The organism is Companilactobacillus nodensis DSM 19682 = JCM 14932 = NBRC 107160 (assembly GCF_000615905.1).
In the GTDB taxonomy this organism is placed as follows: Bacteria; Bacillota; Bacilli; order Lactobacillales; family Lactobacillaceae; genus Companilactobacillus; species Companilactobacillus nodensis.
On the sequence record NZ_BAMN01000001.1, the window covers coordinates 104,207 to 129,925 of the forward strand.

23 protein-coding genes and 2 pseudogenes are annotated in these 25,719 nt (G+C 38.8%); 14 read left to right on the forward strand and 11 right to left on the reverse strand.

The features are described 5' to 3' along the window. Positions 1 to 48 precede the first annotated feature (48 nt). Genes JCM14932_RS00470 through JCM14932_RS14000 form a run of 4 tightly spaced genes read left to right on the forward strand, consistent with a single transcriptional unit; the run spans position 49 to position 3,597 of the window. The gene (locus JCM14932_RS00470) at positions 49 to 1,203 is read left to right on the forward strand and encodes a thiolase family protein (RefSeq protein ID WP_025023121.1); all 1,155 of its coding nucleotides are present in this window, start codon (positions 49 to 51) and stop codon (positions 1,201 to 1,203) included. After that, positions 1,200 to 2,441, forward strand: coding sequence for a hydroxymethylglutaryl-CoA reductase, degradative (locus JCM14932_RS00475; protein WP_025023122.1), 1,242 nt, complete (start codon positions 1,200 to 1,202; stop codon positions 2,439 to 2,441). Before JCM14932_RS00470 ends, JCM14932_RS00475 begins: the two co-directional genes overlap by 4 nt. Beyond that, positions 2,441 to 2,716 (forward strand): hypothetical protein, encoded by a 276-nt coding sequence (locus tag JCM14932_RS17345; protein ID WP_268870350.1) that lies wholly within the window; start codon positions 2,441 to 2,443, stop codon positions 2,714 to 2,716. Before JCM14932_RS00475 ends, JCM14932_RS17345 begins: the two co-directional genes overlap by 1 nt. Beyond that, positions 2,626 to 3,597, forward strand: a complete 972-nt coding sequence (locus tag JCM14932_RS14000; protein WP_268870351.1) for a hydroxymethylglutaryl-CoA synthase — start codon at positions 2,626 to 2,628, stop codon at positions 3,595 to 3,597. Before JCM14932_RS17345 ends, JCM14932_RS14000 begins: the two co-directional genes overlap by 91 nt. Positions 3,598 to 4,065: 468 nt before the next feature. Here JCM14932_RS14000 and JCM14932_RS14005 read toward each other — a convergent pair whose 3' ends face one another. The 5 genes from JCM14932_RS14005 to JCM14932_RS00500 form a co-directional block, all read right to left on the reverse strand. Further along, entirely contained in the window at positions 4,066 to 5,637 is a 1,572-nt protein-coding gene (locus JCM14932_RS14005; RefSeq protein ID WP_051528040.1) for a glycosyl hydrolase family 65 domain-containing protein, read from the reverse strand. Between the two features lie 17 nt (positions 5,638 to 5,654). Then, on the reverse strand, positions 5,655 to 6,257 hold the full coding sequence (locus tag JCM14932_RS14010; protein WP_034542271.1) for a hypothetical protein: 603 nt from the start codon (positions 6,255 to 6,257) through the stop codon (positions 5,655 to 5,657). A gap of 275 nt (positions 6,258 to 6,532) precedes the next feature. Continuing rightward, a complete protein-coding gene (locus JCM14932_RS00490) occupies positions 6,533 to 7,342 on the reverse strand; it encodes an SLAP domain-containing protein (RefSeq protein ID WP_025023123.1) in 810 nt (269 codons plus the stop codon). Positions 7,343 to 7,502: 160 nt separating this feature from the next. Beyond that, a complete protein-coding gene (locus tag JCM14932_RS00495) occupies positions 7,503 to 7,976 on the reverse strand; it encodes a nucleoside 2-deoxyribosyltransferase (protein ID WP_025023124.1) in 474 nt (157 codons plus the stop codon). Positions 7,977 to 8,028: 52 nt separating this feature from the next. After that, positions 8,029 to 8,490: an Rrf2 family transcriptional regulator gene (locus JCM14932_RS00500; protein ID WP_025023125.1), complete on the reverse strand. Its 462-nt coding sequence runs from the start codon at positions 8,488 to 8,490 to the stop codon at positions 8,029 to 8,031. A gap of 58 nt (positions 8,491 to 8,548) precedes the next feature. Between JCM14932_RS00500 and JCM14932_RS16735 the strand changes: the two genes are divergently transcribed. After that, positions 8,549 to 8,806: a hypothetical protein gene (locus JCM14932_RS16735; protein WP_025023126.1), complete on the forward strand. Its 258-nt coding sequence runs from the start codon at positions 8,549 to 8,551 to the stop codon at positions 8,804 to 8,806. 13 nt (positions 8,807 to 8,819) lie between these two features. On the opposite strand, the gene JCM14932_RS00510 is transcribed toward JCM14932_RS16735, so the two are convergent. Beyond that, on the reverse strand, positions 8,820 to 9,740 hold the full coding sequence (locus tag JCM14932_RS00510; RefSeq protein ID WP_025023127.1) for a LysR family transcriptional regulator: 921 nt from the start codon (positions 9,738 to 9,740) through the stop codon (positions 8,820 to 8,822). Positions 9,741 to 9,987: 247 nt separating this feature from the next. Here JCM14932_RS00510 and JCM14932_RS14015 point away from each other — a divergent pair. The 8 genes and pseudogenes from JCM14932_RS14015 (at position 9,988) to JCM14932_RS14035 (ending at position 18,455) form a co-directional block, all read left to right on the forward strand. Continuing rightward, positions 9,988 to 11,142: pseudogene (locus JCM14932_RS14015) on the forward strand (YeeE/YedE thiosulfate transporter family protein). 21 nt (positions 11,143 to 11,163) lie between these two features. Beyond that, the gene (locus JCM14932_RS00520) at positions 11,164 to 12,867 is read left to right on the forward strand and encodes an FAD-dependent oxidoreductase (protein ID WP_025023128.1); all 1,704 of its coding nucleotides are present in this window, start codon (positions 11,164 to 11,166) and stop codon (positions 12,865 to 12,867) included. Positions 12,868 to 13,088: 221 nt separating this feature from the next. Continuing rightward, positions 13,089 to 13,865 (forward strand): ABC transporter permease, encoded by a 777-nt coding sequence (locus JCM14932_RS00525; protein WP_025023129.1) that lies wholly within the window; start codon positions 13,089 to 13,091, stop codon positions 13,863 to 13,865. Next, a complete protein-coding gene (locus JCM14932_RS16200; protein ID WP_061778443.1) occupies positions 13,862 to 14,872 on the forward strand; it encodes a taurine ABC transporter substrate-binding protein in 1,011 nt (336 codons plus the stop codon). Before JCM14932_RS00525 ends, JCM14932_RS16200 begins: the two co-directional genes overlap by 4 nt. Continuing rightward, positions 14,873 to 15,613, forward strand: a complete 741-nt coding sequence (locus JCM14932_RS14025; protein ID WP_034542274.1) for an ABC transporter ATP-binding protein — start codon at positions 14,873 to 14,875, stop codon at positions 15,611 to 15,613. It begins immediately after the preceding gene. Positions 15,614 to 15,707: 94 nt separating this feature from the next. Next, on the forward strand, positions 15,708 to 16,118 hold the full coding sequence (locus JCM14932_RS00540) for a cupredoxin domain-containing protein (protein WP_081776074.1): 411 nt from the start codon (positions 15,708 to 15,710) through the stop codon (positions 16,116 to 16,118). Between the two features lie 140 nt (positions 16,119 to 16,258). Next, positions 16,259 to 16,531, forward strand: a complete 273-nt coding sequence (locus JCM14932_RS14030) for a cupredoxin domain-containing protein (protein WP_034542275.1) — start codon at positions 16,259 to 16,261, stop codon at positions 16,529 to 16,531. Continuing rightward, positions 16,531 to 18,455 (forward strand): annotated as a pseudogene (locus tag JCM14932_RS14035) (copper-translocating P-type ATPase). Before JCM14932_RS14030 ends, JCM14932_RS14035 begins: the two are co-directional and overlap by 1 nt. A gap of 38 nt (positions 18,456 to 18,493) precedes the next feature. On the opposite strand, the gene JCM14932_RS00550 reads toward JCM14932_RS14035, so the two are convergent. Next, on the reverse strand, positions 18,494 to 19,411 hold the full coding sequence (locus JCM14932_RS00550) for an L-lactate dehydrogenase (protein WP_025023131.1): 918 nt from the start codon (positions 19,409 to 19,411) through the stop codon (positions 18,494 to 18,496). Between the two features lie 294 nt (positions 19,412 to 19,705). Then, on the reverse strand, positions 19,706 to 20,737 hold the full coding sequence (locus JCM14932_RS00555; RefSeq protein WP_025023132.1) for a branched-chain amino acid aminotransferase: 1,032 nt from the start codon (positions 20,735 to 20,737) through the stop codon (positions 19,706 to 19,708). 164 nt (positions 20,738 to 20,901) lie between these two features. On the opposite strand from JCM14932_RS00555, the gene JCM14932_RS00560 reads away from it, so the two are divergent. Next, positions 20,902 to 21,867, forward strand: coding sequence for a ketopantoate reductase family protein (locus JCM14932_RS00560; protein ID WP_025023133.1), 966 nt, complete (start codon positions 20,902 to 20,904; stop codon positions 21,865 to 21,867). 30 nt (positions 21,868 to 21,897) lie between these two features. Here the strand turns inward: JCM14932_RS00560 and JCM14932_RS00565 are convergent, their stop codons facing one another. The 3 genes from JCM14932_RS00565 to JCM14932_RS00575 are packed head-to-tail and all read right to left on the reverse strand — an operon-like array spanning position 21,898 to position 25,533. Continuing rightward, positions 21,898 to 22,893: a LacI family DNA-binding transcriptional regulator gene (locus JCM14932_RS00565; protein WP_025023134.1), complete on the reverse strand. Its 996-nt coding sequence runs from the start codon at positions 22,891 to 22,893 to the stop codon at positions 21,898 to 21,900. Beyond that, positions 22,893 to 24,356 (reverse strand): UDP-glucose--hexose-1-phosphate uridylyltransferase, encoded by a 1,464-nt coding sequence (locus JCM14932_RS00570; protein WP_025023135.1) that lies wholly within the window; start codon positions 24,354 to 24,356, stop codon positions 22,893 to 22,895. Before JCM14932_RS00570 ends, JCM14932_RS00565 begins: the two co-directional genes overlap by 1 nt. A 1-nt stretch (position 24,357) precedes the next feature. Further along, positions 24,358 to 25,533: a galactokinase gene (locus tag JCM14932_RS00575; RefSeq protein WP_025023136.1), complete on the reverse strand. Its 1,176-nt coding sequence runs from the start codon at positions 25,531 to 25,533 to the stop codon at positions 24,358 to 24,360. Positions 25,534 to 25,719 lie beyond the last annotated feature (186 nt).

Genomic DNA, 25,719 nt, shown 5'->3' on the forward strand with positions numbered 1-25,719 from the left:
TATTATTAAAGCTTAGAGTAATTCTACCAAATGAGAGGGTACAAATTTATGGATTCAGTTGTAATTATAGATGCTAAGCGAACTGCCATTGGTAAGTTCCGTGGAGAATTTGCTGATGTATCAGCGGTTGAGCTCGGTACGCAGTTAGTTAAAAAACTTCTTAAGGCGAATAAAATCGACCCTAAATCAGTCGATCAATTCATCTTTGGAAATGTTTATCAAGCTGGTGCAGGCCAGAATCCTGCTAGACAAATTGCTATTAATTCTGGGGCAGCGGTTGAATCAACAGCCATGACTTTGAACCAAGTCTGTGGTTCGGGGATGAAAGCAGTCCATGAAGCAACCAACGCTTTGCTTTTAGGGGATGCAGATGTCATCGTTGCCGGAGGAATGGAAAGCATGTCTAACGCTGCCTTTTACGCCAAGCGAGTTGGTAAATTGGAAGCAAGTGATGAACAAGGTGATACTTTGTTCCGTGATGGCTTGTGGGATGCCTTTAATAATAAGCACATGGGTATTACAGCCGAGAATGTTGCTCAGAAATATGCTGTAACTAGACAACAACAAGACCAATTTGCCTTTGCCTCACAACAAAAGGCTGCTGCCTCAATTGATAAATTAGAAAAGGAAATTATACCAGTTGAAGTCAATGGTGAACAGATCACCAAGGATGAGTCCATTCGTGCTAATACCACGTTAGAAAAAATGGCAACTTTGAAGCCTGCTTTTGAGGAAGGTGGATCAGTAACAGCTGGTAACTCTTCACCATTGAATGACGGTGCTGCTGCCTTGATCATGATGACTAAGACCAAAGCTGCAGAGCTTGGACTCAAGTATGTCGCAGAAATCACTGGTTATACTGAAGTTGGAATCAATCCTAACTTCATGGGTTATGCACCTTATTATGCAATTAATAAGTATGCTGACAAATATGATACTGATTTGGATAAGGTTGATTTGTTCGAGATCAACGAGGCCTTCGCTTCACAAGCGGTTGCCGTAACGCGTGATCTCAATCTGCCAGCTGACAAAGTCAACATCCATGGTGGAGCAATTGCCATCGGACATCCATTGGGTGCCACTGGTGCTAAGTTGATTGTCTCACTTATCAATGCTTTGCAAAGTACGGATAAGAAGACAGGTATTGCTTCAATCTGTATCGGTGGCGGTATGGGTATGGCATTGGGAATTAAATTATCATGAAATTATATGAATTAACCGATGAAGAACGTATTAATTATTTGCTAGAGAATAATTATATTAATAATGAACAGACTGATTTGTTGAAGTCACGCAAGCCTTTGTCAGAAGAACTGGCAGATAGTCTGAGTGAGAATCAAGTTGGTATGTTTGGCCTGCCTTACGGATTTGCGACAGATTTCACCGTAAATAACAAAGATTATCTTGTTCCGATGTCGATTGAAGAACCATCGGTAATTGCTGCTGCTTCAAATGGCGCTAAGCGAATTCGTAATAGTGGTGGTTTCACGGTGACAGTTAGCGACCATATTGTCTATGGTCAAATTGTTCTAGAATCAGTTAAGTCTGATACTTTGGATCTATTGAAGCAAAAGCACGATGATATCATCCAATTTGCCGATGATGCGCATCCAAGCTTGATCAAACGTGGCGGTGGTGTTCGTTCTTTAGAATTTCACAGATACGATAAGATGATCGAACTAGAAATAGGCGTAGATACAGTCGATGCTATGGGGGCCAATATTGTTAATACAATTTTGGAAAAGACTTCGAAAGAGGTTTCTACTATAACCGGCCGTGATGTATTGTGTAGTATTCTGTCAAATAGTGGAGCGGGACAGTTAGTCACGGTTCGGGCAGATGTTGACTTTGATCAATTGCAGACAAAAGCGATGCCTGGTTCAGAAGTAGCTGAGCGAATCGTTATGCTGACTAAGTTTGCGCAAGTGTCCGTCAAAAGAGCTGTGACTCATAACAAGGGAATTATGAATGGCGTGGATGCTGTTGTCTTAGCAACGGGAAATGACTTCCGTGCTCAAGAGGCGGCAACGCAAGAATTTGCTGGTCAGACTGGTGTCTATCAGCCGTTGAGTAATTGGAAAATTATCGATGGGAAACTTCATGGGGAACTTGTCATGCCGGTTGAAATCGGTAGTGTTGGTGGAGCCATCAGTTCAATGCCAATGGCGCAATTGAGTCTAGCAATTATGAAGATATCTGATAGTAAAGAATTACGTGCAGTGATCGGTGCAGTAGGTTTGGCCAATAATTTGTCAGCGTTACGCGCACTGGTAACGACCGGTATTCAGGCTGGACATATGAGTTTACAGAGTAAGTCCTTAGCGGTTACAGCTGGAGCGATTGGTAATGAAATAGGCTTAGTTGCGAAGGAATTGAATAAGCAAAAAAATTATTCATTAGATAATGCAAAAAAAGTTCTAAAGGAATTGAGGAATAAATAATGGATGTTGGTATTGATAGACTAGGATTTTATACACCGAAGAAATATATCGATATTGTTGAATTGGCTGAGGCACGTGATGTTGATCCTAATAAATTCACAATTGGTATTGGTCAATCCAAACAAGCTGTTCCAGATGTATATCAAGATGCTGTAACAATGGCAGCTGAAGCAGCGATAAGGTTTTGGATGATGATAATCGTAATGATATTGGTCTGGTTATCGTCGGTACTGAGAGCAGTGTTGACGAATCAAAAGCTACTTCAGCTTTCTTGATGGATCTATTAGATTTGCCAGAAGATGTTCGTGCTTTTGAGATCAAAGAAGCTTGTTATGGAGCCACTGCTGGATTACAGATGGCTTATAACTTTGTAGCGATGAACCCTGATAAGAAGGCACTGGTCATTGCTAGCGATATTGCTAGGTATGGTATTAAGACTCCTGGTGAAGTTACTCAAGGTGCAGGTGCGGTGTCGATGATCGTTAGTCAAAATCCACATATTTTGAAGCTTGATAATAAATCTGTTTATATGTCGCGTAATGTCGGTGATTTTTGGCGTCCAACATTTTCAAAGACGGCTTTTGCTCGCGGTAAGTATTCAAATGAAATATATGTAGAATTTTTTACAACACTTTGGAAGAGATTCCAAGAAAAATATGATATGACAGCAGAAGATTTTGATACGATGCTGTTCCATATTCCTTATACCAAGATGGGAATGAAGGCATTACGTACACTTGATGGTCAAATTCCAGCCGCACATTATGATAAATTAGTAGAACATTACCAAAAGAGTATCGAATTCAGTCGTAATGTTGGAAATCTCTATACGGGATCATTGTATTTGGGACTAATTTCTTACTTAGTCAATGGAAATGTTCAGCCTGATGAGAAACTAATGTTGTTCAGCTACGGATCAGGTGCTGTTGGAGAAATCTATAGTGCTGAAGTTGTTGCTGGATTTGATAAATATTTAGATAGTGAATTTATTAAAGAAGAATTAAATAATCGTCAAAAAATTAGTGTTCCCGATTACGAAACTATCTTTTCTGAAGAACTTGAAAACGCTGGTATAACTAAGCTGGAAGATGTTCATGATAAGTTCTATTTAAGTGAGATAAAAGAAAGTGAAAGATTATACAAAAAGGTTAATTAAAAATGTTGCAAACGCTTTCGGGTAATGCTATATTATAGACGTGGTAAAGATGAAATGCCCGGAACTGTAGCCCTAAAAAATTTGATGCTAATTAAAAAGTTTTAACTGTTTCCGTTAGGAGCTGGTAGGATTAATAAAGAGCAACGAAGAATTAGAGTAGTACGGTTCAACGGCATTTTGGGACTAGCAACAAAAGTTAACATAAAATCGACTTAAATATAGTAGTCGCGCAAGCTCAATACATGATTTGCTAGGATCCTTAGTTGAACGAACAAGTGTTAGTAGTAAGATTTGTTTTTACGGTAGCAAGATTCAGATTCAGATTTACAGTAAAATGATAAATAAGAAGTTGATGAAAACTACAGTGGATTTCATCTTACCACTTCAAAATGAATTGACCTCGTCAGTTGGACGGGGTCTTTTTGTATCGTAAAAAACAAGCGCTGGGAAAAATCCCAACGCTTGTTTTTATTTTTCAATCTTGATTTCAGCCTTATCTTTATTCAAAATAACTTCAGTTCCGCACAATTCAACTTGTGCAGGAATTTCGTTCATTAATTTTACCTTGGAGAAATCGTGATTCAAGGTGATCTTTAACAAACTATTCTTATACATAATATGATAAGTGAATCCTTGAATCTGTTCAGGTACGTGATTCTCAATCGAAATTTTGTCATCGTACAATTTCAAGCCTGAGAATCCTGAAACAATTGATAGCCAGCTACCACCAAGATTGGCGACATGTAGGCCATCTTCGGTATTACCGTGTTTATTTAACAAGTCGGTAAAGGCTGATTCTTGGAATGCTTCGAAAGCCACGCTGGGCTTGCCCAAACGTGAAGCGATAATTCCAAAAATTGACTTAGATAATGAAGAATCGTGCGTCGTGACGGCATTATAGTAGTCATATTCACGATTGAGTTGTTCGTCAGAAATCTCATCAGGAAATAGGTATTCTGCTAGTATTGCATCAGCCTGTTTGGCCACCTGATAACGATAAATGGTCAACGGGTGGTAGTGCAGAAGTAGTGGATAATTATCTTTTGGTACTTCGTCAAATGGCCAGAGTGGTTTACTTAAGAAACTGTCGTCTTGCGCATTGATTTCTTTTTCTTTGTCGAATGGTAAATAAACTGATTTGGAAATTTGGTTAAGGTTAAGTATCTCATCAATGTTTGTTCCGTATTGAGTCAGGTCAACGTCATGAATTTTGACTAACATGTCGGCGTATTTCTTTGCCAAGGCCAAATTATGTTTTGCCATGCGATTTGTATAGTAATTATTATTTACTAGTGCAGTATATTCGTCTGGACCAGTTACTGACCAGAACTCGAATTTGTCACCATTCCAATTGCCAAATGAGGCCCAGAATCTAGCGGTTTCGAGGATTATAGGAAATCCGTATTTTTCGATAAAATCAAAGTCGCCACTGGACTTCCAATATAGATCAACCGCGTAGGCGATGTCAGCGTCAATATGGTATTGTGCCGTTCCAGCAGGGAAGAAGGCAGAAGCCTCTTCTCCGTTGATAGTTCTCCAAGCAAACAGAGCACCGTTTTTAACGCCGAGTTCAGCAGCACGTTTCTTTGCTTGTGGAAGGGTGCTGTAACGGTATTTGAGGATACGTCTAGCAATCTTAGGCGATGTGTATGAGAAGTATGGCAGAGCGTAAGTTTCGGTGTCCCAGAAGTAATGTCCTTCATAGCCAGTTCCACTTAATCCTTTGGCAGCCAGGCTAGTTTTACCATCCTTACCAGCTGATTGATTGAGTTGGAAGATATTATAGAGTAAGGCGGTGTTAAGTCGCGGTGCGCCATCAATTGTTACTTCAGAGTTTTGCCAAACATTGGCCCAGAATTCTTGAGCATCGATATTGATATCTTTGATTGAGTGCTTGGACAGTGATTCCACGTCACCAGTTTTGGAAATATCACCTATACCAATGATATAAGGAACGGTAGGCGAGTCGTTGATATCAACAATCATGTTGATCAGTTGATCTTGTTTGTTAGCGGTACGAAGCGTAAAGGGAACGGTCAAGTTAGACTGTTTTGTGGCTAAAATACAGTTGTATGAGTTGTACTTTTGACGTTCTCCATAAACTGATAATGGATATGAAATGTTTGATTTACGTGGATCTCCGGAATTGAGTACCTTAGCTGTGGTGTCGAAGAGGACTGTCTTACTGATGGTAAGTTTGCATGATAGGTAATAGGTGTGAATTTGTATGAGATGCTATACCAATTACGGTCGTGCTGGCTAATACATGAAGTTATTTCCATTCTTATTTCATCGTTTACTGTGTTGAATAAGTGGTAATCCTCAGTTAACGTCCCATTTTTCATATTCAATTTCATGGAGATCAGTTCAGAACGATTGAAGTCTATTCCGTCGGTATTAGTGACCTTGATATGGCGTAAGTTAGTTACTTTGACGATTGTTTGATTGAATTTGGCGTACCCATAAGCTGATTCGCCATAATGGATTGGTGATTTTTCGTAGAAGCCATTGACCAAGGTGTCAAAGTTTTCGGCGTCGGTAATAGGATTGCTGGCACGAACACCGAAGTGCCCATTAGCGATTGAAAAGATAGTTTCTAGAAAAGGTGCGTCTTTTTCTTGCAAGTCCTTTAGATTTAAGATGAATTTGTTTGAATCCATAATGTTCTCCTTCCCAATACAGAGATGTCTTTAAATATAATTATAATTAGATTTATATTAAATACAATAGATTTGTTTAAACAAATATTAAAAATGATAAAGAAATAGCGGTGCTACCTTATTATTAAGTAGCACCGCTTGTTTTGTTATTATCTGAAACGAGTTCCGAAAAGCAACTCCCTGCGCTTACTACGGATAACAAATGCACCAATTTCGTTGGCACCTTCCTTATCCTAGGTAATGCTCAGACGTTCCCGTCTTTTGACACGCTCTAATTAACCTAAAACTTCAACAGTAACGTTTTGACGTCCGAATGATAATGCTTCTGAGTTAGGCATAGCAATATCTAATTGATTAGGATTGCTGTATGCGAATAAGCCAGTATCATTAACAACACGATCGTAAGTTTTGCCATTGCCATCTGTGATTCTCAAGTGAGTTCCCTTAGGGAATTTTGATAAGTTAGCAGCGACACCGCTGTAACCCATGTTTGAGCCAAGAACGGCTGGATCATATGCAGTAGCATTCATTGTTAATGTTTGTGTAACATTGTCATCTGACATGTATTGACCATTTACCCATTGGTTTTGGCCAACGTTGTACCAGATTTGACCATTGGCATCAGTTGTTGATTCGTAAACTGTATAGCCGTAGCCACCAGTAACAGTGTTACCTGTGAAGTAGCCACCATTTGCTGAACTGTAAAGATTTACTAGTCCGTTAGCTTTAACGAACATAAGCTTGTTCATTTGAGTTGTAGCTTGTGTAGTAGGTTGTGCGCTTGTATCCGAAGCTTTGACCCATTGGTTCTTACCAACGGCATAGAACAATTCTCCATTGACACTAGCAGCCTTTGTATATTTCCAAGCAGAACTGTTATCGAGGCTGGCACCAGTAGTAGCAATTCCACTTTCTTTAGTAGGTGTTCCGTAGATTTGTGCGCCAGATGCATTACTGATGTAAAGCACACCTGACATAGCTTGTGTAGCAACTGTAGCAGCTTGGACGTTTGATGTTGAACCTAATGTTACAAGAGCAAGTGAAGCAACAGTTAATAGTGAAGCAGCGAAACTTTTGATTTTCATATAAGATATATCCCCTTAGATAAGTAAAAACGTATTTGTTTAATTGAATTTTTCTAACCGAGAAATATCATATAACGTATAGAAGCAAAAAAGTTGGATATAACCTAAACGTAAATTAGGTATAATCCAACTGTAAAGTTTGTGTAACACTATTGAAACATTAGAGGTATTTTTTAACTTCAACGAGAAGTTGGTCAACAGTGTTGATAACAACGCCGTTCATCTTGATCAAGCCGATAGTGTAGTTGTTGATGTAACCAAATGGATTCTCGCCGATGATCTTAACGGCTTCAACTTTTGCAGGATTGTTAAATCCGTGTTGACGAAGATCAGTCCATAGGCCGACAACAGGAATCTCTTTACCAAATGCTAAACCGATCTCTGTAGCAACACCGTCATCCATTGTATCGCCGTCTAGTACGGCAACAACTAAGTCAGATGAAAGAAGTTCTTTGTTATCCTCTTGAGCAATCTTGATCGAGTCGGCATAGTTCATCTTGTCGTTGATGTCACCATTTTCTTGAGGTAGGTATACTTCAATGTCACTGGACATCTCGCGAATCTTTTTAACCACCATGTCGTTGTATAGACGGTCAGCTTCTGAGAATAAGCCATTAGCAAAATAAATCTTCATTTAAAAATCCTTCTTTCATATATATTGGTAATTCAATTTTAGCATGAAAGAATTAATTATCTGCAATCAATTCCAAATAATCTGATTGTGGGTTCTCCAGACGATTCTCGTAATTATCAATTACATCTTGTAATGTGATTTTCTCCATTTGCTGTTCAATGTTCTTTTGGATATCTTGATAATAATCCTTTAATGATAATTGAATGTTGATTCCAGGTCCGCATTCAGGATTGATATCTGTATCCAGATGGAGAACAGGTTCATTTCCCTCAACAGCATGATAAACATCTAATAATGAAATATTCTTTGGTTCAGCTGTCAAACGTGGTTGGGGATGCCCGGCGACACTTTCGATAATTCCGGCTTGCTTAAGCTTACTCATAATTTGGCGGATGAATGAAGGATTAGTTTTGATGCTCTTCGCCAATCTAGCACTGGTTAAATTATGAAATGGATCCAGTTGAATCAAGACTAAGACATGAACGCTGTCACTAAGCTTGGATGATTTTTTCATTGTATTTTAATCTCCATCTTTTCTTGAGGGAGATAGATTTAAGCAGGAGTATAACAAGGTGAATACCTTCATTAAGGCCAATCAGGATAAAAAATTATTGCTGTTAGAATTGGGGGTTGGTCGCATGACACCAATGTTTATTCAACAACCATTTTGGAATTTGACTTATAACTTGCCTCAGGCTTCGTATGTTGATATCAATCCCAAGGATGCCATGACACATCCAAAAATTGAAGATAAGTCATTAGTTATTCACGCCGATATCAATACAGTATTTGCTGACATAGTTAATGATAATAATAAAGGAATCAGCTAATTGGCTGATTCCTTTATTTGTAGATTGAGAAGCTCCTTAGGACACTCTTTTGGAATAGTTCCATTTCATGAGTAAACTTCCTGTCCTTAAGTGAAGCTAGGACAACATTCATTTTCAGAACGTTAGGACTTATTTTGTAGATATTGCAGAGTGTAGGGTCGAAGTCTTTGTTTAAGAATGATTCGGGGATGAAGGTTGACGCTAGACCTTTGTATGCTAGTGTAGCGGCGGTTTGAATAGATTTGACCTTTAGTACGGTATTTAGATCTATTTCTTGCCGATTTAGAAAAGTCTCTAATAGTCTAGAGAAGCCTGACCCTGAATATAAGCTGATGAAATCTTGATGTTTTAAACATTCGAAGTTGTCTTCTAGAATATTTATTTTTGATTTGTTTAGATTAAAGTAAGGAGAATTTTTTGCCAATATCAGATAGATGGGTTCGTATTTTAAGTGCTCAAATTGAATCTTGTTCGTGTATATAGGAAGCATTCGAATTTGGAAGTCTAAGTCTTGATGTAGAAGCTGTCCTTCTAATGCAGCAGAAGGACTTTCTGATAAAGTTATATGGATACGAGGATTTTTTTCGTGGAATATGGGGAGTATTTCGGGCAAATAGACTGAAGCAATAGATTGATTAATTCCTAGACTAATATGGCCGTTCTTATTATTAGCGATATCGTGTACTTCTTGATATAAATTGCGACGTTCAAAAGCTATTGTTTCAAGGCCTGACATGAACTTTTCACCAGCGTATGTCAAAGTTATCGGGTGATGTGAACGGTCCAAAAGAGTTGCACCTAATTCTTTTTCTGCCTTAAGGATAACTTTGCTTAGATATGATTGTGAAATAAATAACTGGTCAGAAGCTGCTGAAAAACTTCCAAAGTTCAAAATAGCGTTGAAGTAATTAAGTAATTCGTCGTAATTGTTCATAGATTTCACTCCTATTCCAATATGGTTATAGCTTATCACAATAAATGGAATTTCATTAGTTATATCAAGGGTTGTATACTGTAACTATAAATTGTTAACAATATCACATAATAAATGTTAGGGGAGTGTTGATATGAAAAATTGGGATAAAATATTTGGTTTTATCTTGTTAGCAGTACTTATTTTTGGAGCACCATTTGTTTTACCAACCAATATGCATTACGTTAGATTGCTGATTGGTTTGGCAATGGGATACATATTATCAAGATCTTATACGGGATTTGCTGGTAGTGTCAATAGAGCTTATAACACAGGCTCAACTAAGTTGATGCGTACATTAATGTTCATGTTCCTTATAACGGCAATTGCTAATGTGGCATTTTTGTTCTCAGCAAAGAATATTACAGATTATGACTTGTGGATAAATCCAATTAATTTAGGATTACTATTAGGCGGATTGCTTTTCGGATTTGGAATGTCGTTCTCATCATGTTGTGCTACGGGTACATTGACAGACTTAGTAACTGATTTACCAAGAGCCGGAATTACTCTGATTTTCTTCTGTGTCGGTGTATTTTTAGGATTCCCAGTACAATCAACTCAATCATGGGTTCAAAAATCATGATTTACTTCAGCAACTGGTTCAAAGTTTTCAAATGGCGTCTATATGCCTGACTGGTTCAAATGGGATGGCTTGAATGGATATCTAGGTGCTATCGTTCTAACAGCTATTTTTGCTGGAATCGGTGTTTATCTATCATATCTATATGAAAAGAAACGTCGTAATGAATCAACATATTCAGGAGTATTGTCAGAAAGAATGCAAGACAAACCTTTATCTGACGAAGGTATTGCTGATTATTCATTAACAAGTCCAACTAATTATGATGTTATGTTTAAGAGACCTTTGACTTTGAAACAAGGTGCCATCGGTTTAGCATTTCTATTTGTATTATTAATGGGTCTTACAAAGTCTGGTTGGGGGGCTTCAACACCTTACGGATTCTGGTTTGGTAAAGTTCTAACATCATTTGGTGTTTCTGCTGGTTCATTAGCAAGCTTTACTAACCAACCAGCTGCAGTGTTTGCAGGTCCTTGGTTAGCTAATGGAGTTACAGTACAAAACTTTGGTATCTTACTTGGAACTTTGGTTTACTTCACAACTGCTGGATTAATGAGTGAAACTATTCATTCTGTTCCGTCATTGACTGTTAAGAGTAGTACATTATATGCCATTGGTGGTTTTTCAATGGGATTCGGAACACGTCTATCAAACGGTTGTAACGTTGGTGCTTTATACAGCCCAATCGCTACATTCTCATTGTCAGGATGGATATTCTTAATTGTATTGGTCGCAGGTGGAATTATTGGAAATATGGTAGCGAAGAGAGTTTATGCATAATAAAGAAAGGAAGAAATTGTAATGAGTAAAAAAGTATTAGTAGTAGGTGGAGTTGCCGGTGGTGCATCAGTTGCCGCTAGAGTTAGACGTTTAGATGAAAGTGCTGAAGTAACAATGTTTGAGAAGGGTCCAAATGTATCGTTCTCAAACTGTTCTTTGCCATATCACTTGAGCGGAACAATTGAAGATGCTGACGACATTGTCTTGATGACACCGCAACAATTCAAGATGCAATACAATATTGATGCTGAAGTAAACACTGAAGTTATCGATGCTGATTACAAAGATCAAACTGTAACTATTAAGGATACGATCACTGGTGAGACAAGCACAAGAGATTACGATGAACTAGTTCTTTCACCAGGTGCCGTTCCAATTTTGCCAGAATCAATCAAGGGTATTCACAACGAGAATGTCTTCACAGTTCGTAATGTTGAAGATATCAAGGCTTTGGCTGGCTACATTGAAAACAACAATGCTGAGAACATTACGGTTGTCGGTGGTGGGTTCATCGGACTTGAAGTTATGGAGAACTTGGTTGAAGGTGGCAAGAATGTCGCTTTGGTTGAAGCAGCTCACCATGTTATGGCAACGATTGATGATGACATGGCTCAAATCCTTCATAAAGAAATTATCGACAATGATGTTAACTTGGTCGTAGATGATGGAGTCTCAGAAATTTCTGACACTAAGGTAATTCTAGCTTCAGGTAAGACTATTCCAACTGATGTCGTTGTTATGGCGATCGGTGTTAGACCAGATGTTTCTTTGGCAGAAAAAATTGGTGTTAAACTTGGAGATACAGGAGCAATTGCTGTAAATCAAGGTTATCAAACTAATCTTCCACATATCTACGCGGTTGGGGATGCCATTGAAGTTACAAATATGATTACAAGAAAGAAGCAACGTCTTGATCTTGCCTTTCCAGCTCAAATGGAAGCACGTGCTGCTTCAGATCACATGTATGGCAGACACGTTACACAACGTGGCGTTATCGGATCACAAGTTATTAAGTTGTTTAAGATGAACGCAGCTTCAACAGGATTAACAGAGACACAATGTTTGGAAAATGGGATTGATTACGATATTGCAATGATCATCCCTAAGGACAAAGTGGCCTTGATGCCAAATGCTAAACCACTATACTTCAAATTGATCTTCGGAGTACCATCAGGCGAAATCCTCGGTGCACAAGCTGTTGGTGAAAGTGGTGTTGATAAGCAAGTCGACGTAATTGCTACAATGATTTCAATGCATGGACACGTTGAAGACTTACAAAATCTTGAATTGTGCTACCAACCAATGTTTAGTACAGCTAAGAATGCTGTTAATATGGCTGGCTTAGTTGCAACAAATCTTCTTAACGGTGAATTCAAACAAGTTAGAATGTCAGAAGTTCGTGACTTAGTTGAAAGTGGAGCAATGATAGTTGATGCTCGTGAACCTAAGGAATACAAAGATGGCCACATCAAGGATGCAATCAACATTCCGTTGAGTGAGTTCAGAGACAGATTGGATGAAATTCCACACAATGTACCAGTTTATGTACACTGTCTATCAAGTCAGCGCAGTTATAACATGGTACGTGCTTTGGGCAACTTAGGATATACAAATATCTACAATATTGTTGGCTCATTCTTAGGATTGTCGGAGTACGAATATTATCATGATACGGTTGATGATAGAGAACCTATTATTGATGGATATCGGTTTGATTTGATGTAGAAAATCAGAGCGCGTCAAAAGACGGGTAACTCCTGAGCATTAGCCTAAGATAAGAATTGATGCGGTTTGTGCATCCTTTCTTATCTGTAGCTAAGCGGAGGGAGTTGGCTTTCGCAACTCATTTCAGAAAACAAAAACAAAACGGTTCTACAATATAGTAGAAATTGAAACACAACTAGACGTGGTATCCGTATCACGTCTAGTTTTTTTCGGAGGGAAATATGAAAGCAAGAAAGAAGCACTATTGGGGCATAACGGTCGCCACATGGCTAGTCTTATTAGTCGTCTGGCAGCTAGTGACATCATTAAAAATCACACCAGAAATACTTTTACCAAGTCCAGAAAAGGTTATTTCTACATTCATTAACTTGAGTAAATATGGCTATAATGGAATTCCATTGTGGTATCACTTCATGATCACGATGGTGAGATTATTAAGTGCAGTCGTTTTGGCTATCATCACAGCCGTACCATTAGGATTAATAAGTGGTAGGATCAGAATTATTTATTCAATGTTTGATTCTATAATTCAATTTATTAGACCGATTCCACCGTTGGCATATTACACTCTACTGATTCTTTGGGTCGGTATTGGTGAAACCTCAAAGGTCGTTCTGCTGTATTTGGCAGCTTTTGCACCAATCTACCTGGCATGTATTTCAGGTGTCCAAAAGGTTAATGATGATTACATCAAAAGTGCTGAATCGCTAGGTGCTACTCCCAGACAAGTCTTCTTCCACGTGATTTTTCCCTCCGCATTACCAGATATTTTCACGGGAATCAGAACTGCTGTCGGGATGGCTTATACAACTGTTGTTGCGGCTGAAATGGTTGCAGCAACGTATGGAATTGGCTGGATGATCATCAATGCTTCGAAGTATTTGAAGAGTGATGTTATGTTTGTTGGAATCATTATTCTTGGAATTACTGGTGTGGCATTGGACCAGTTCTTGAAAGTTATCGAAAGAAAGATTGTCTTTTGGAGTGGTAAATCATGAGAAAAACAATCAAGGTTTTGGCAGTTGTATTCAGTTTATTATTAATAATGACCGGATGTTCCAATCGAAAGAATGATCCGAAGAAGGTCAGTGAAGTCAGAATCGGTATTTTACAAGTTCCTAATGACGTCGCGGCAGCTAGACAATTGAATTACTTAAAAGCTTATTTTGACAAAAAGCATATTCAGACCAAATATATTATTTTTGATTCTGGAGTTGATGCGAACAAAGCATTGGTTTCCGGTGATATTGATTTTGCGACAATGGGCGATACTAATGGTGTTGTAGCGATGTCTTCGAAAATCGATGCCAAGTTGATCTGGGTCAATGATGTGTTAGGTAATAATGAGGGCCTAGTAGTTCGCAATGGTAGTGGTATCAAGGACTTTCAAGATTTAGCAGGTCAAAAGATTGCGACACCATTTGCTTCGACATCGCACTATAGCCTGATGATGACACTTAAAAAATATAATTTGTTGGATAAGGTTTCATTGTTAGATATGGACACGCAAGACATTGTTGCGGCATGGAATCGTGGTGATATTTCAGCTGCTTACACATGGCAGCCGACTTTGACGCCGATGTTGAAGAATGGACATTTCCTTATCACTAGTGAAAACCTACGGAATCAAAATCGAGTCACAGCTAATATTACTTTGGTTCGCGGTGGATTCGAACGTAGTCATCCTGAATTGGTCAAAGGATTGTTACAGCAATTGAATCGGACACATCAAGAGATGCAAACTGATTCTAAGAAAATCATTACTGCAGCTTCAAAGCAAAACGACTTAGGTTACAATGAAGCAAAATCACAAATTGGAACTTCAGAATGGTTAACTGCTAAACAGATGGTCGATCAAAAGTTTTTGACTGAAACCTTCCAGGAGCAGTTGTATATTACGGGTAGATTCATGGCGCAGCAGCAAACAATCGATCACGCACCAACTAAGAAAGAAATCAGTAATTTTGTTGCATCAAACTATGTAGAGGAATTGGGGGATAAATAAGTGGAGAAAATTATAGAAGTAAAAGATTTAACGCTCACTTATCCAGGTGCTGATAAGTCGACCTTGGATGCCCTCAATCTTGATATCAACCGTGGAGAAATCATGACGGTCATTGGTAAGTCTGGGTGCGGTAAGAGTACACTGCTTAATACGATTGCCGGTTATCTTCAGCCGACTTCAGGTGAAGTATTGTTGAATGGTGAACCGATCACAGGTCCTAATTGGAAACTTGGAGTCGTGTTCCAGAACAATGCTTTATATCCGTGGTTGAACGTATCCGATAATATTGGTTTTGGCTTGAAAATGCGACATTTTGATAAATCTAAGATTGAATCACGAGTAAGTACTTTGCTTGATCAAGTGCAGTTAGCTGATAAGAAAGACGATTATGTCTTCTCATTATCTGGTGGAATGCGTCAGCGCGTTGCTATTGCTCGGGCTCTGGCTAATCAACCGCAAGTAGTGATGTTTGATGAATCTTTTGGTGCTTTGGATGAATTTACACGTAACGACATTCATAATGTTGTACTGGACCTCTGGAAGTCACTGCACCTGACGTTCTTTATCATCACTCATGATATTGATGAAGCAATTAAGTTGGGTAATCGTATTGCCATCATGACGCCAGACAAGGGTATTCCGATCAAGGTAATTGATAATCCCTATTTCAACATTGATTCAGCGAAGATCGATGCTGAATATATGAAGTATAAGAATGATATTTTGGAACAAATAGTTTAGAAAAACTTAGCCATATCCCTAATAGGATATGGCTATTTTATTTTGTAGAATTATCTTGTTGACAAATGTAAACACCGAGAATAAAATGTAACTAATGATTACAAGTGTAAACAAGAAATGTGAGGGGATTATTTTGACAAAGATCATAGTATTGATAGTTGGTTTAGCAATTATAGGATTCATCGTTTGGTGGTTCTTCGGCAAGCATGAAGTAGCTGAGGTTTCGGCAGATGTGACTGATGATTCACAAAGTATTGATGTTGAGGTAAATGGTGGCTATTCACCAGAGACAGTTGTTTTGAAGCAGGGCGTTCCAGCAATGCTCAATTTTACCAGAAAAGATAAATCCAGTTGTTTGGATCGAGTAGTCTTTTCAGACTTCGGTATCAATCAAGCATTACCAATTAATGAAGAACAACAAATAGAAATAGATACAACTAAGCCTGGTGAATTCCAGTGGGCTTGTGGTATGGATATGTTCCATGGAAAATTAATTATAAAATAAAAAGAGAGAGTGGAAAAAGTTGGGAGATTTTGAGCACTGCCTAGATTAGGGAGAGTGCTACGTAGTAGTGCTATCACTAATTGTAGCAGGCGCAGAAATCTGACTTTTGTAACTCGTTTATGAAGGACAGGATGAATATTATGAATGAAAACACACAAGAAGTTAAAGTAGAAGTTGCTGGAGGATACAAGCCAAATGTTGTTAATTTGAAACAAGGTGTTCCAGCTAAGATTTCATTTACTAGAACTAATGAGCAAGGATGTTTGGAGGTTGTACATTCCAAAGAATTAGGCTTTGAGGAAGATCTTCCTATCGATGTAACTAAGACAGTCGATGTACCAACTGATAAGGCTGGAGAATATGACTTCAGTTGTGGAATGGACATGATGTTTGGGAAGGTGGTTATTTCCTAATGACTATCACAAAACGTTTTTGGGTCTCATTGATTTTTTCATTACCAATGTTAGCCAACATGATCCTAATGCCATTTGGCTGGATGCTTCCTGGAGGAGACTGGACACAGTTGCTTCTAACGACAGTGTGATGGTAGTTTCAGCTCGTCCATTCTGGCAGAGTGCTTGGGCATCATTCAATAAGCATCATTCAAATATGGATACGCTCGTAGCGATTGGAACTGTGACAGCTTATGTATACAGTATCTACGCAATGATAACTGGGCAAGCCGTATTCTTCGAGAGTGCAGCTTTCGTTACGACCTTCGTTCTATTGGGACAAGTATTTGAGGAGAGAATGAGAAATAATGCTTCCAATGCCGTTGAAAAATTAGTTGATCTACAAGCCAAAGATGCTGAAGTTATGCGTGATGGTCAACTTGTTAAGATTCCTTTATCAGAAGTCGTTGTTGGTGATATTGTCCGTGTAAAACCTGGACAAAAAGTTGCCGTTGATGGAATTATTACTGAAGGTACATCGACTATCGACGAATCAATGGTTACTGGTGAGAGTATGCCAGTTGAGAAGAAGACTGGTGACAAAGTTATTGGTTCGACAATTAATAGTAACGGTACTTTTATGTTCAAAGCTGAAAAAGTCGGTGACGATACGATGTTGTCACAAATCGTTGAATTAGTTAAAAAGGCTCAAAACAGTCATGCACCAATTCAAAATTTGACTGATAAAGTTTCAGATATTTTTGTACCAACCGTGTTGATTTTGGCCATCGTAACGTTCTTGGCTTGGTACGTCTTCTTAGGCGCATCGGTTGCGAACTCATTGATTTTTGCAGTGTCGGTGGTCGTTATCGCCTGTCCTTGTGCACTTGGATTGGCTACTCCGACAGCTTTGATGGTGGGAACTGGTCGTTCAGCCAAGATGGGTATTTTGATCAAGAATGGTGAAGTCCTTGAAGCTGTTAATGATGTTAAGACAGTTGTCTTCGATAAGACTGGTACCATCACAGTTGGTAAGCCTGAAGTAACTGACATCGTTGGTGATACTAAGTCTGTATTATCATTTGCGACCGGTTTGGAACAATCTTCTGAGCACCCACTTGCTTCAGCCATCGTTAAGAAAGCTGGCAAAGAAAACATTGTTGTACCCAAAGTAAGTGGGTTCAAAGCTATTGAAGGTAAGGGTGTTGAAGCTATAGTCGATGGTCAACAGGCTTTTGTTGGTAATGACAAATTGTTAGCAGATGTTAAAATCGATGATTCATTACAGCAACAAGTTATCAAACTTCAAGAGGAAGCTAAGACTGTGGTCTTCGTTGGAGTTGAGAATAAAGTTATTGGATTGATTGCTATCCAAGACGCTCCTAAAAAGACATCCAAAGAGGCTATTGCGGATCTTAAAGCACGTGGATTGAAGACAGTCATGTTGACAGGTGATAACCAGCGTGTTGCTGAAGCAATTGCTTCACAAGTTGGTATCGATTCAGTTATTGCTGATGTGTTGCCTAGTGACAAAGCGGATCATGTTAAAGCATTGCAACAAGATGGTAAAGTCGCCTTTGTTGGGGATGGTATCAATGATGCTCCAGCTTTGACAGTTGCGGATGTCGGTATTGCCATGGGTTCAGGGACAGATATTGCCATTGAATCTGGTGGTATTGTGTTGGTTAAGAATGATTTACGAGATGTTGATCGTGCACTTGCTTTGAGCAAGAAGACATTCAATCGCATCAAGCTAAACCTATTCTGGGCCTTCATTTACAACGTTCTAGGAATTCCAGTCGCTGCTGGTATCTTCTACGGTATCGGCTTGAGCCTAAGTCCTGAATTAGCCGGCTTGGCAATGGCATTCAGTTCATTGTCAGTTGTAACTAGTTCCATGTTGTTGAACAAAGCCAAGATTACAAGTAAAGTAAAAATTGCATAGAAAAAGACGTTGATGAGAAAATCATCAACGTCTTTTTATTACATTGTCGCAAATTTTTCTTTAATAGTTTCAGCTGAGTTCTTTAACTTAGCTTTTTCTTCATCAGTTAGTTTAATCTCATTTACGAATTCTACACCGTGCTTACCAATGACGGCAGGTTGACCGATGTATGTATCGAATTCTTCGTTATAACAAGATACTGGACATTCAAATTGAGCATCTGATAAGACTGCTTGAGCCAGTTTGACGGCACAAGTCGCAATACCAAAACTTGTATAACCTTTACCTTTATAGACAGCCCAACCACCTTTTCTGATTTCTTCTTCGAGGTCATCGTAGTTGAGGTCTTTGCCTTGTTGCTTAGCAAATTCAACTAGGGGATGATTGTTGACACGAACGCCTGACCAAGCGACAAATTGTGAGTCACCATGTTCACCAAGGGTATAGCCGGTAATATTCTTAGAGTTAGCACCGAATTGTTCAGCGACGACACGTTGCATTCTGGCAGTATCAAGGAATGTACCTGTACCCATAACTTGAGTAGTTGTTAGGCCGGCAGACTTCTGAAGATATTGTGTGATGGCATCGCAAGGATTAGTTGTGTCTATCACAACACCGTTGAAACCAGAAGCCTTGATCTTAGGTGCTACTTCTTTGACGATAGCATTGGTATATTCGAATTCTGCCCAACGACTACCAGTTTCTTTGGCAGCATCAACTTTTCCAGCAGTGAGAAATAGAATGTCGGCATCCTTTAATTCAGAGTAATCTTGAATTTTGATGATTGTGCTGGTATCAAGACGTGCTTGAGCATCTTGTAAGTCGAGTTGTTCGGAGATAGCTTTGTCTTCTTTTTTGTCGATCAAAACTAGTTCATCCGCAATTCCTTTAGTTACTAGGGTGTAGGCGACGGTAACACCAACGTGTCCGACACCGATGATTCCAAATTTTCTCATATTTTTGATTCCTTTTTGTTTGATTTGTTATTAGAAGTACTTTGTTTGAAACGAGTTCCGAAAAGCAACTCCCTCCGCTTACTACGAATAACAAATGCACCAACTTCGTTGGCACCTTAGTTATTCTAGGTAATGCTCAGGAGTTACCGCTTTTCTCCACTCTCTATTTTCTTAAACGAGTTGCACAAAACAACTCCCTCCGCTTAACTACGCTAACGTGAAGATGCTAAAACCGCATCGTCTCGTTACCTAGGTTAATGCTCAGGAGTTACCCGTTTTGTTCCACTCTCTGCTCTATTCTACGACCTGTACCCAGCCTTCAGGTGCTTCAACGGTACCAAACTGGATTCCTGTCAATTCGTCGTATAATTTCTTAGTAACAGGTCCAACTTCAGTTTCGCTGTAGAAGACGTGTAGATTGCCATTGTGTTCTAGGCCACCGATAGGAGAGATGACAGCGGCTGTACCACAAGCTCCGGCTTCTTTGAATCTGTCTAGTTGATCGATGTAGACGTCGCCTTCTTCAGTGCCAAGACCTAGACGATGTTCAGCTAGCCATAGTAGTGAATACTTGGTGATTGATGGAAGGATAGATGGTGATTTAGGTGTTGCAAAGACATTATCCTTAGTGATACCAAAGAAGTTAGCAGATCCAACTTCTTCGATCTTCTTATGATTGACTGGGTCAAGGTAAACACAGTCGGCAAATCCATCTTTATGAGCATTTTCGCCGGGCAATAGAGATGCAGCGTAATTACCACCAACTTTAGATTGACCAGTACCCTTGTGTGCAGCACGGTCATATTGTGATGTCGTGAAGTTGACTGGTGTCATTCCACCCTTGAAGTAACTACCGACAGGCATTGCGAAGACTGTAAAAGTATATTCTGGAGCGGCATGAACACCGATCGTAGCACCTGATCCAATTAGTAGAGGACGGATGTATAATGTGCCACCAGTACCATATGGTGGAACGAAGTCTGCGTTAGCTTTGACAACTTGTTTGACAGCATCGACAAACTTGTCTTCGGGGAATACTGGCATAAGTAGTCTTTCAGCTGAATTCTTTAAACGTGCTGCGTTACGGTCGGGTCTGAATAATTGAATCTTATTGTCGGGGGTACGGTAGGCTTTCATTCCTTCGAATGCACCTTGACCATAATGAAGTACAACGGCTGCTTCGTTTAGTGGAAGAGTGCTGTTTTCAGTAAGACCGCCGTCTTGCCAAGCACCATCTTTCCAATGGGCCGTATATCGATAAGGTAAGTCCATATATTCGAATCCTAAGTTATTCCAATCTAGTTTTGATGCATCTGCTTTTGCCATAAAAATCTCTCCTTTATTAAAAAAATAAATTTTAAGTTAATTTGTATGATAGTGCTTGTACCAACGGTAAGTCAACCGTATCTAAGAAAAAGATTAAAATTTCATTGACAATTATTATAATTTGTCTAATAATTGCTGTTAATCAATAAATGGAGGCGCACACTATGAAATATGCAGTTTTGGGAGCAGGAGCAATGGGCCTGCGATATGGAATTTTACTACAGCAGGCTGGTTTTCCAGTGGATTTCGTTGAAATCTGGGATGATCAGATCGAAAAGATTAAAGAACAGAACGGAGTTTATGTATCAAGAGATGGTAAAGATAAACATCTAGTGCCCGTCAACATTTATTCTCCAGAAAATTACGAAGGTGATCCTGATGTTTGGATCGTCTTCACTAAACAGATGCAATTAGAAGATGCTTTGAAACGTACAGCAGGTAGTTTCAAAGACCATCAATATGTCGTTTCTCCTATGAATGGTATGGGACATATTGAAAAAATTAATAAATATTTCAAACCCAAAAAAGTAATTGGTGGAACAGCTTTGATCGGTACTGTTTTGAATGGAGCCGGGGATGTTGATTTTATCGGTGCATCTGGTGCCGGAAGTATGCACATGGCCAATCAGACTGAGAGTCCAGATGATACAACTCATCAAATTGTTGAAGAATTTACCAAAGCTAATTTGAATCCTACTTTGACAACGAACTTCTTAGGAACATTGATGGCCAAAGTTATTTTTAATTCAGTTATCAACACACTATGTACTATGTTTGAGATTCAAATGGGCGAATATATCCAAGGACCAACTGCCGAGAAACTAGGACGACAACTTATCAATGAAGCATTTGATGTATGTGAACGTGCTGGAATCAAACTGTTGAATACACGTGAGGAAGAATGGGAGATAATCAGACACGTAAGTACTGATACTAATCCATTACATTTCCCATCAATGTATCAAGATATGTCAAAAGGTCGTCCGACTGAAGTTGACTATATCAACGGTTATATTTATGAGTTAGGCTTGAAGTATCATTACGAAGCAACTACACATGAATTTTTGAGAAATCTGGTTCATCTGTCAGAGTTCGCTCGTGATTTTGATCCTAAGTCATTGGAAGCATAGTAAAATAAGCAAACAAAAAGGTCGAGAAAATTATTTTTTCTCGACCTTTTTTGTACTTTCTCTAAATATTAATTTGGTGGCTAATTCTAATTTATACGGTACGTGGTTTTTATTCATTAACAGATCATACAGCAACTGTACTGCGGCTGCACCCATTTGAACTGTTGAAACAGAAATAGAACTCAGCTCGGGGTTAACGTAGCCGGCAACGGAAGTATTATTGAAACTGAAGATTTGAACATCGTCAGGAACTGAAATACTAGCTTCCTGTAATGCTCTTAATGCACCGGCTGACATTGGGTCATTACTAATAAAGAATGCTTTAGGTAAGTTATCTAGCTTTTTGATAGCAAGTTTCATCTGTTCGTAGCCAGATTTTTTGGAGAAGTCACCTTTGAAACAATATTTCTCTTGAAAGAGTCCTTCTTGTGCCATGTAATCTTTATAGCAATCGAAGCGTTTGTCAACGATTGTTTTGAGTCCATCAGTTGATTTCTCTTCGCCATAAATAATTCCAATTTCTTTGATTTCTTGGTCCAAAAAGAAGTCTAGCGCGCGTTGTACGCCATATTTGAAGTCAGTTAAGACAGTATCAAATCCATTTTGAAATTGGTCGTCGTCGATGAAGATGATATTGTCAGAATACTTCTTCATATGATCAACTTGTTGAAAACTATATTTTCCAGCAGCAATTATTCCATCAATATCACCATCAATTGTGGAGAAGTCGTTGTTGAAAATTCGAATAATTTCAAAGTTGAACTTTTGTATTTGTTTTTCGATACCTTCACGGATCATCATGTAGTAGATATCGTCTTGTTCTTGAGATTCTGAATACCATTGAACTAGGGCAATTCTAGTTTGACTCTTTTTACTTGTTTTGGAGTAATTCATTTCTTCAGCAATTTTGATGATTCTTTCGCGAGTGTCATCAGTCACAGACAGTGTTAAGTCATTGTTGAGAACTCTGGAAACAGTAGCGGGTGAAACGGAAGCCCGTTTAGCAATATCACGAATTGTAGCCATTATTTCACCTCATTTAGACTATTAATAAATTTATCAAAGGCCTTTCTTCCCTGATTATCCCACTTGTACACACCGGCATTTTCTAGTACGTGGGAGAAGACTAATCCGGTTTCTTTGTTAACAATATCTTCGACATTTTCAGAAGTGAATTCATACTTTTGTTTGAGTTGATCAGCCCAGTCGTGGTGATATTCTGCCATGTTGTTTGGTTGATTCAATAAGTATTTTTCAACTTCAATCAATTCAGTTTTTAATCTAGCGGGAAGGATTGCACGGCCCATTACTTCGATTAATCCGATATTTTCTTTTTTGATATGTTGATATTGTTTGTGGGGATGGAAGATACCATCAGGATAATTTGTAGAAGTTTGGTTATCACGTAGAACAATATCGAGTACGTATTGATTATCCTTTCGGTAGGCAATTGGCGTAACGGTATGGTGACGAATCTCGCCTGTATAGGCGCGGATATCAACGTCTTCATCAGAATATGATTTCCAATTATTATGGATCAGAGTAGCAGCTTTGATCAATTGTTCAGGATCATCGCTAGTCAGTCTGATATCTGACAATGGCCATTTGACGATACCGGCCTCAACATTCTTGATAGGCAGGTTTATGTTTTTAACAACAGGAGCTTTCATCATTGGAAATTCATGACGTCCGCCTTGATAGTGGTCGTGAGAAAGCATTGAGCCGCCAACAATCGGTAAGTCAGCATTACTACCGACGAAGTACTGTGGAAATTGTTTGGTGATTTCCAATAGATTGCTGAAGGTATGTTGATTAATAACCATTGGACGATGAATGTGTGATAAGAAAATTGCGTGCTCAGTGAAATAAGCATATGGGGAATACTGGAATCCCCAAGTTTCTCCACCGAGCATGAAACGAATTATCCGGTGATTGCTTCTGGCAGGATAACCTAGTCGTCCTAAATAGCCTTCGTTTTCCATACACAATTGACATTTGGGGTAACCAGTTTGTACTTGCGTGCCAGCTGCCGCAATAGCCTTAGGGTCTTTTTCAGGCTTGGATAGATTGATGGTTATTTCTAAGTCTCCGTAGTCGGTCTTAGTTGTGTAAGAAATATTTTTGGCGATGGCCTTAGTTTTGATGTAATCATTTTTACGACTTAATTCATAAAAATAATTAGTGGCGGACTCTGGACTATTTTGATATAAATTCCAAAACTTCTGATTTATCGCTGATGGGACGGGTGTGTACAAGTCCATCAATTGGTCGCTCAATATTTCTTTTTCAGTTGGAGTGTCTACGATCTTTTGGTTCTGAATAGCAGTTTGGATCAGAGCATCACGAACTGCTAACAAGCTTTTGCCATTGATATTGCATTCATCACCAACCAAGGCTCTGACGCGGTTGATTAAGTAGATACGATCTAATTCTTGATAATTATTATCTGAACTAATAATTGCATCGACAAACTTATCGATTGCATTCATATTATTTTTCCACCTTTAATTCTGTTGGTCCATCGGATATTTCTGCGATGTAGAAGTCAGCGTCATAACCGATGATTTGTTTATAAGTTTCACCGACATTTTCTTTGAAGTTTTCCACTTGATCTTTTTCGACGATGGCAATCGCACAGCCGCCGAAGCCGGCACCAGTCATACGAGCGCCTAAGACACCAGGTTGTTGCCAAGCTGTCTCAACGAGTGTATCGAGTTCTTGACCAGTAACTTCATAGTCGTAGTGAAGTGAAACGTGTGAGGCATTGACTAGTTTGCCGAAGCTGACTAGGTCATTTTGTTTTAATTTGTCGATTGCACGAAGCGTACGTTGATTTTCGAAGACAGCATGGCGAGCACGACGAATCAACGTATCGTCATTGATCAAATATGAATTCTGATCAAATTCATCAATCGTCAAATCTCCCAGTGACTTAATAGATAGGTCGGCTTGTAATCGTTCGAGGGCTTGTTCGCATTCGCTACGACGTTCATTGTATTTGGAATCGGCTAACTCACGACGTTTATTAGTATTCATAATCACGATAACGTGGTCGCCTAATTCGACTGGTGCATATTGATAGTCCATCGTATTAGTATCGAGTAAAATAGCTTGATCTTTTTTACCCATACCGACAGCAAATTGATCCATGATTCCTGAGTTAACACCGATATAGTTATTTTCGTCCTCTTGGCCGATTTTGACTAAATCCAATTGATCGACTCCGAGATCGAATGCGGTGTTCAGAATTGTTCCCATTAATAATTCAATTGATGCTGAAGAAGATAGGCCAGTACCATCAGGTAAGTTTCCGTGGATAAACAAATTGAATCCATGGTCAAAAATGTAGCCATGTTTTACTAAATAATACATGATTCCACGTGGGTAATTGGCCCAGTCATCAGCCTTGTTATATTCTAGATCAGTTGTTGTAAAACTGATGATTCCACTGTCGGGAAAGTTGGCTGAATAAAGTTGGATCACGTCATCATCGCGTGTTCCATAAGCAGCGTAAGTTCCCAAACTGATGGCACATGGGAAAACATTGCCACCGTTATAGTCGGTGTGTTCACCGATCAAATTGATTCGTCCAGGCGAGAAGAATAATCGCTCAGCATTGCTATTAAATATGTTCTTAAAATCTGATAAAAGGGTATTTGTCTTCATAATTTTTCTCCATATTTAGTAAATGTTTACTAATTAATAATAACCTCTTTCGGTAGTGTGAGCAAGATGTATCTAGTAAACAACTAGTAAACAAAAATTGTTAGTGATAGAACAAGCCATTTCATAATAGAAATATATGACAATTATGTTATGCTTTAAACAATACTTTCATATACTTTTAATGAA

What these genes read in the sequence shown, in the direction of transcription:
- JCM14932_RS00470 (WP_025023121.1), top strand. Translation starts at nt 49, where the DNA reads ATGGATTCAGTTGTAATTATAGATGCTAAGCGAACTGCCATTGGTAAG.
- JCM14932_RS00475 (WP_025023122.1), top strand. Translation starts at nt 1,200, where the DNA reads ATGAAATTATATGAATTAACCGATGAAGAACGTATTAATTATTTGCTA.
- JCM14932_RS17345 (WP_268870350.1), top strand. Translation starts at nt 2,441, where the DNA reads ATGGATGTTGGTATTGATAGACTAGGATTTTATACACCGAAGAAATAT.
- JCM14932_RS14010 (WP_034542271.1), bottom strand. Translation starts at nt 6,257, where the DNA reads ATGGATTCAAACAAATTCATCTTAAATCTAAAGGACTTGCAAGAAAAA.
- JCM14932_RS00490 (WP_025023123.1), bottom strand. Translation starts at nt 7,342, where the DNA reads ATGAAAATCAAAAGTTTCGCTGCTTCACTATTAACTGTTGCTTCACTT.
- JCM14932_RS00495 (WP_025023124.1), bottom strand. Translation starts at nt 7,976, where the DNA reads ATGAAGATTTATTTTGCTAATGGCTTATTCTCAGAAGCTGACCGTCTA.
- JCM14932_RS00500 (WP_025023125.1), bottom strand. Translation starts at nt 8,490, where the DNA reads ATGAAAAAATCATCCAAGCTTAGTGACAGCGTTCATGTCTTAGTCTTG.
- JCM14932_RS00510 (WP_025023127.1), bottom strand. Translation starts at nt 9,740, where the DNA reads ATGAACAATTACGACGAATTACTTAATTACTTCAACGCTATTTTGAAC.
- JCM14932_RS00520 (WP_025023128.1), top strand. Translation starts at nt 11,164, where the DNA reads ATGAGTAAAAAAGTATTAGTAGTAGGTGGAGTTGCCGGTGGTGCATCA.
- JCM14932_RS00525 (WP_025023129.1), top strand. Translation starts at nt 13,089, where the DNA reads ATGAAAGCAAGAAAGAAGCACTATTGGGGCATAACGGTCGCCACATGG.
- JCM14932_RS16200 (WP_061778443.1), top strand. Translation starts at nt 13,862, where the DNA reads ATGAGAAAAACAATCAAGGTTTTGGCAGTTGTATTCAGTTTATTATTA.
- JCM14932_RS00540 (WP_081776074.1), top strand. Translation starts at nt 15,708, where the DNA reads ATGATTACAAGTGTAAACAAGAAATGTGAGGGGATTATTTTGACAAAG.
- JCM14932_RS14030 (WP_034542275.1), top strand. Translation starts at nt 16,259, where the DNA reads ATGAATGAAAACACACAAGAAGTTAAAGTAGAAGTTGCTGGAGGATAC.
- JCM14932_RS00550 (WP_025023131.1), bottom strand. Translation starts at nt 19,411, where the DNA reads ATGAGAAAATTTGGAATCATCGGTGTCGGACACGTTGGTGTTACCGTC.
- JCM14932_RS00555 (WP_025023132.1), bottom strand. Translation starts at nt 20,737, where the DNA reads ATGGCAAAAGCAGATGCATCAAAACTAGATTGGAATAACTTAGGATTC.
- JCM14932_RS00560 (WP_025023133.1), top strand. Translation starts at nt 20,902, where the DNA reads ATGAAATATGCAGTTTTGGGAGCAGGAGCAATGGGCCTGCGATATGGA.
- JCM14932_RS00565 (WP_025023134.1), bottom strand. Translation starts at nt 22,893, where the DNA reads ATGGCTACAATTCGTGATATTGCTAAACGGGCTTCCGTTTCACCCGCT.
- JCM14932_RS00570 (WP_025023135.1), bottom strand. Translation starts at nt 24,356, where the DNA reads ATGAATGCAATCGATAAGTTTGTCGATGCAATTATTAGTTCAGATAAT.
- JCM14932_RS00575 (WP_025023136.1), bottom strand. Translation starts at nt 25,533, where the DNA reads ATGAAGACAAATACCCTTTTATCAGATTTTAAGAACATATTTAATAGC.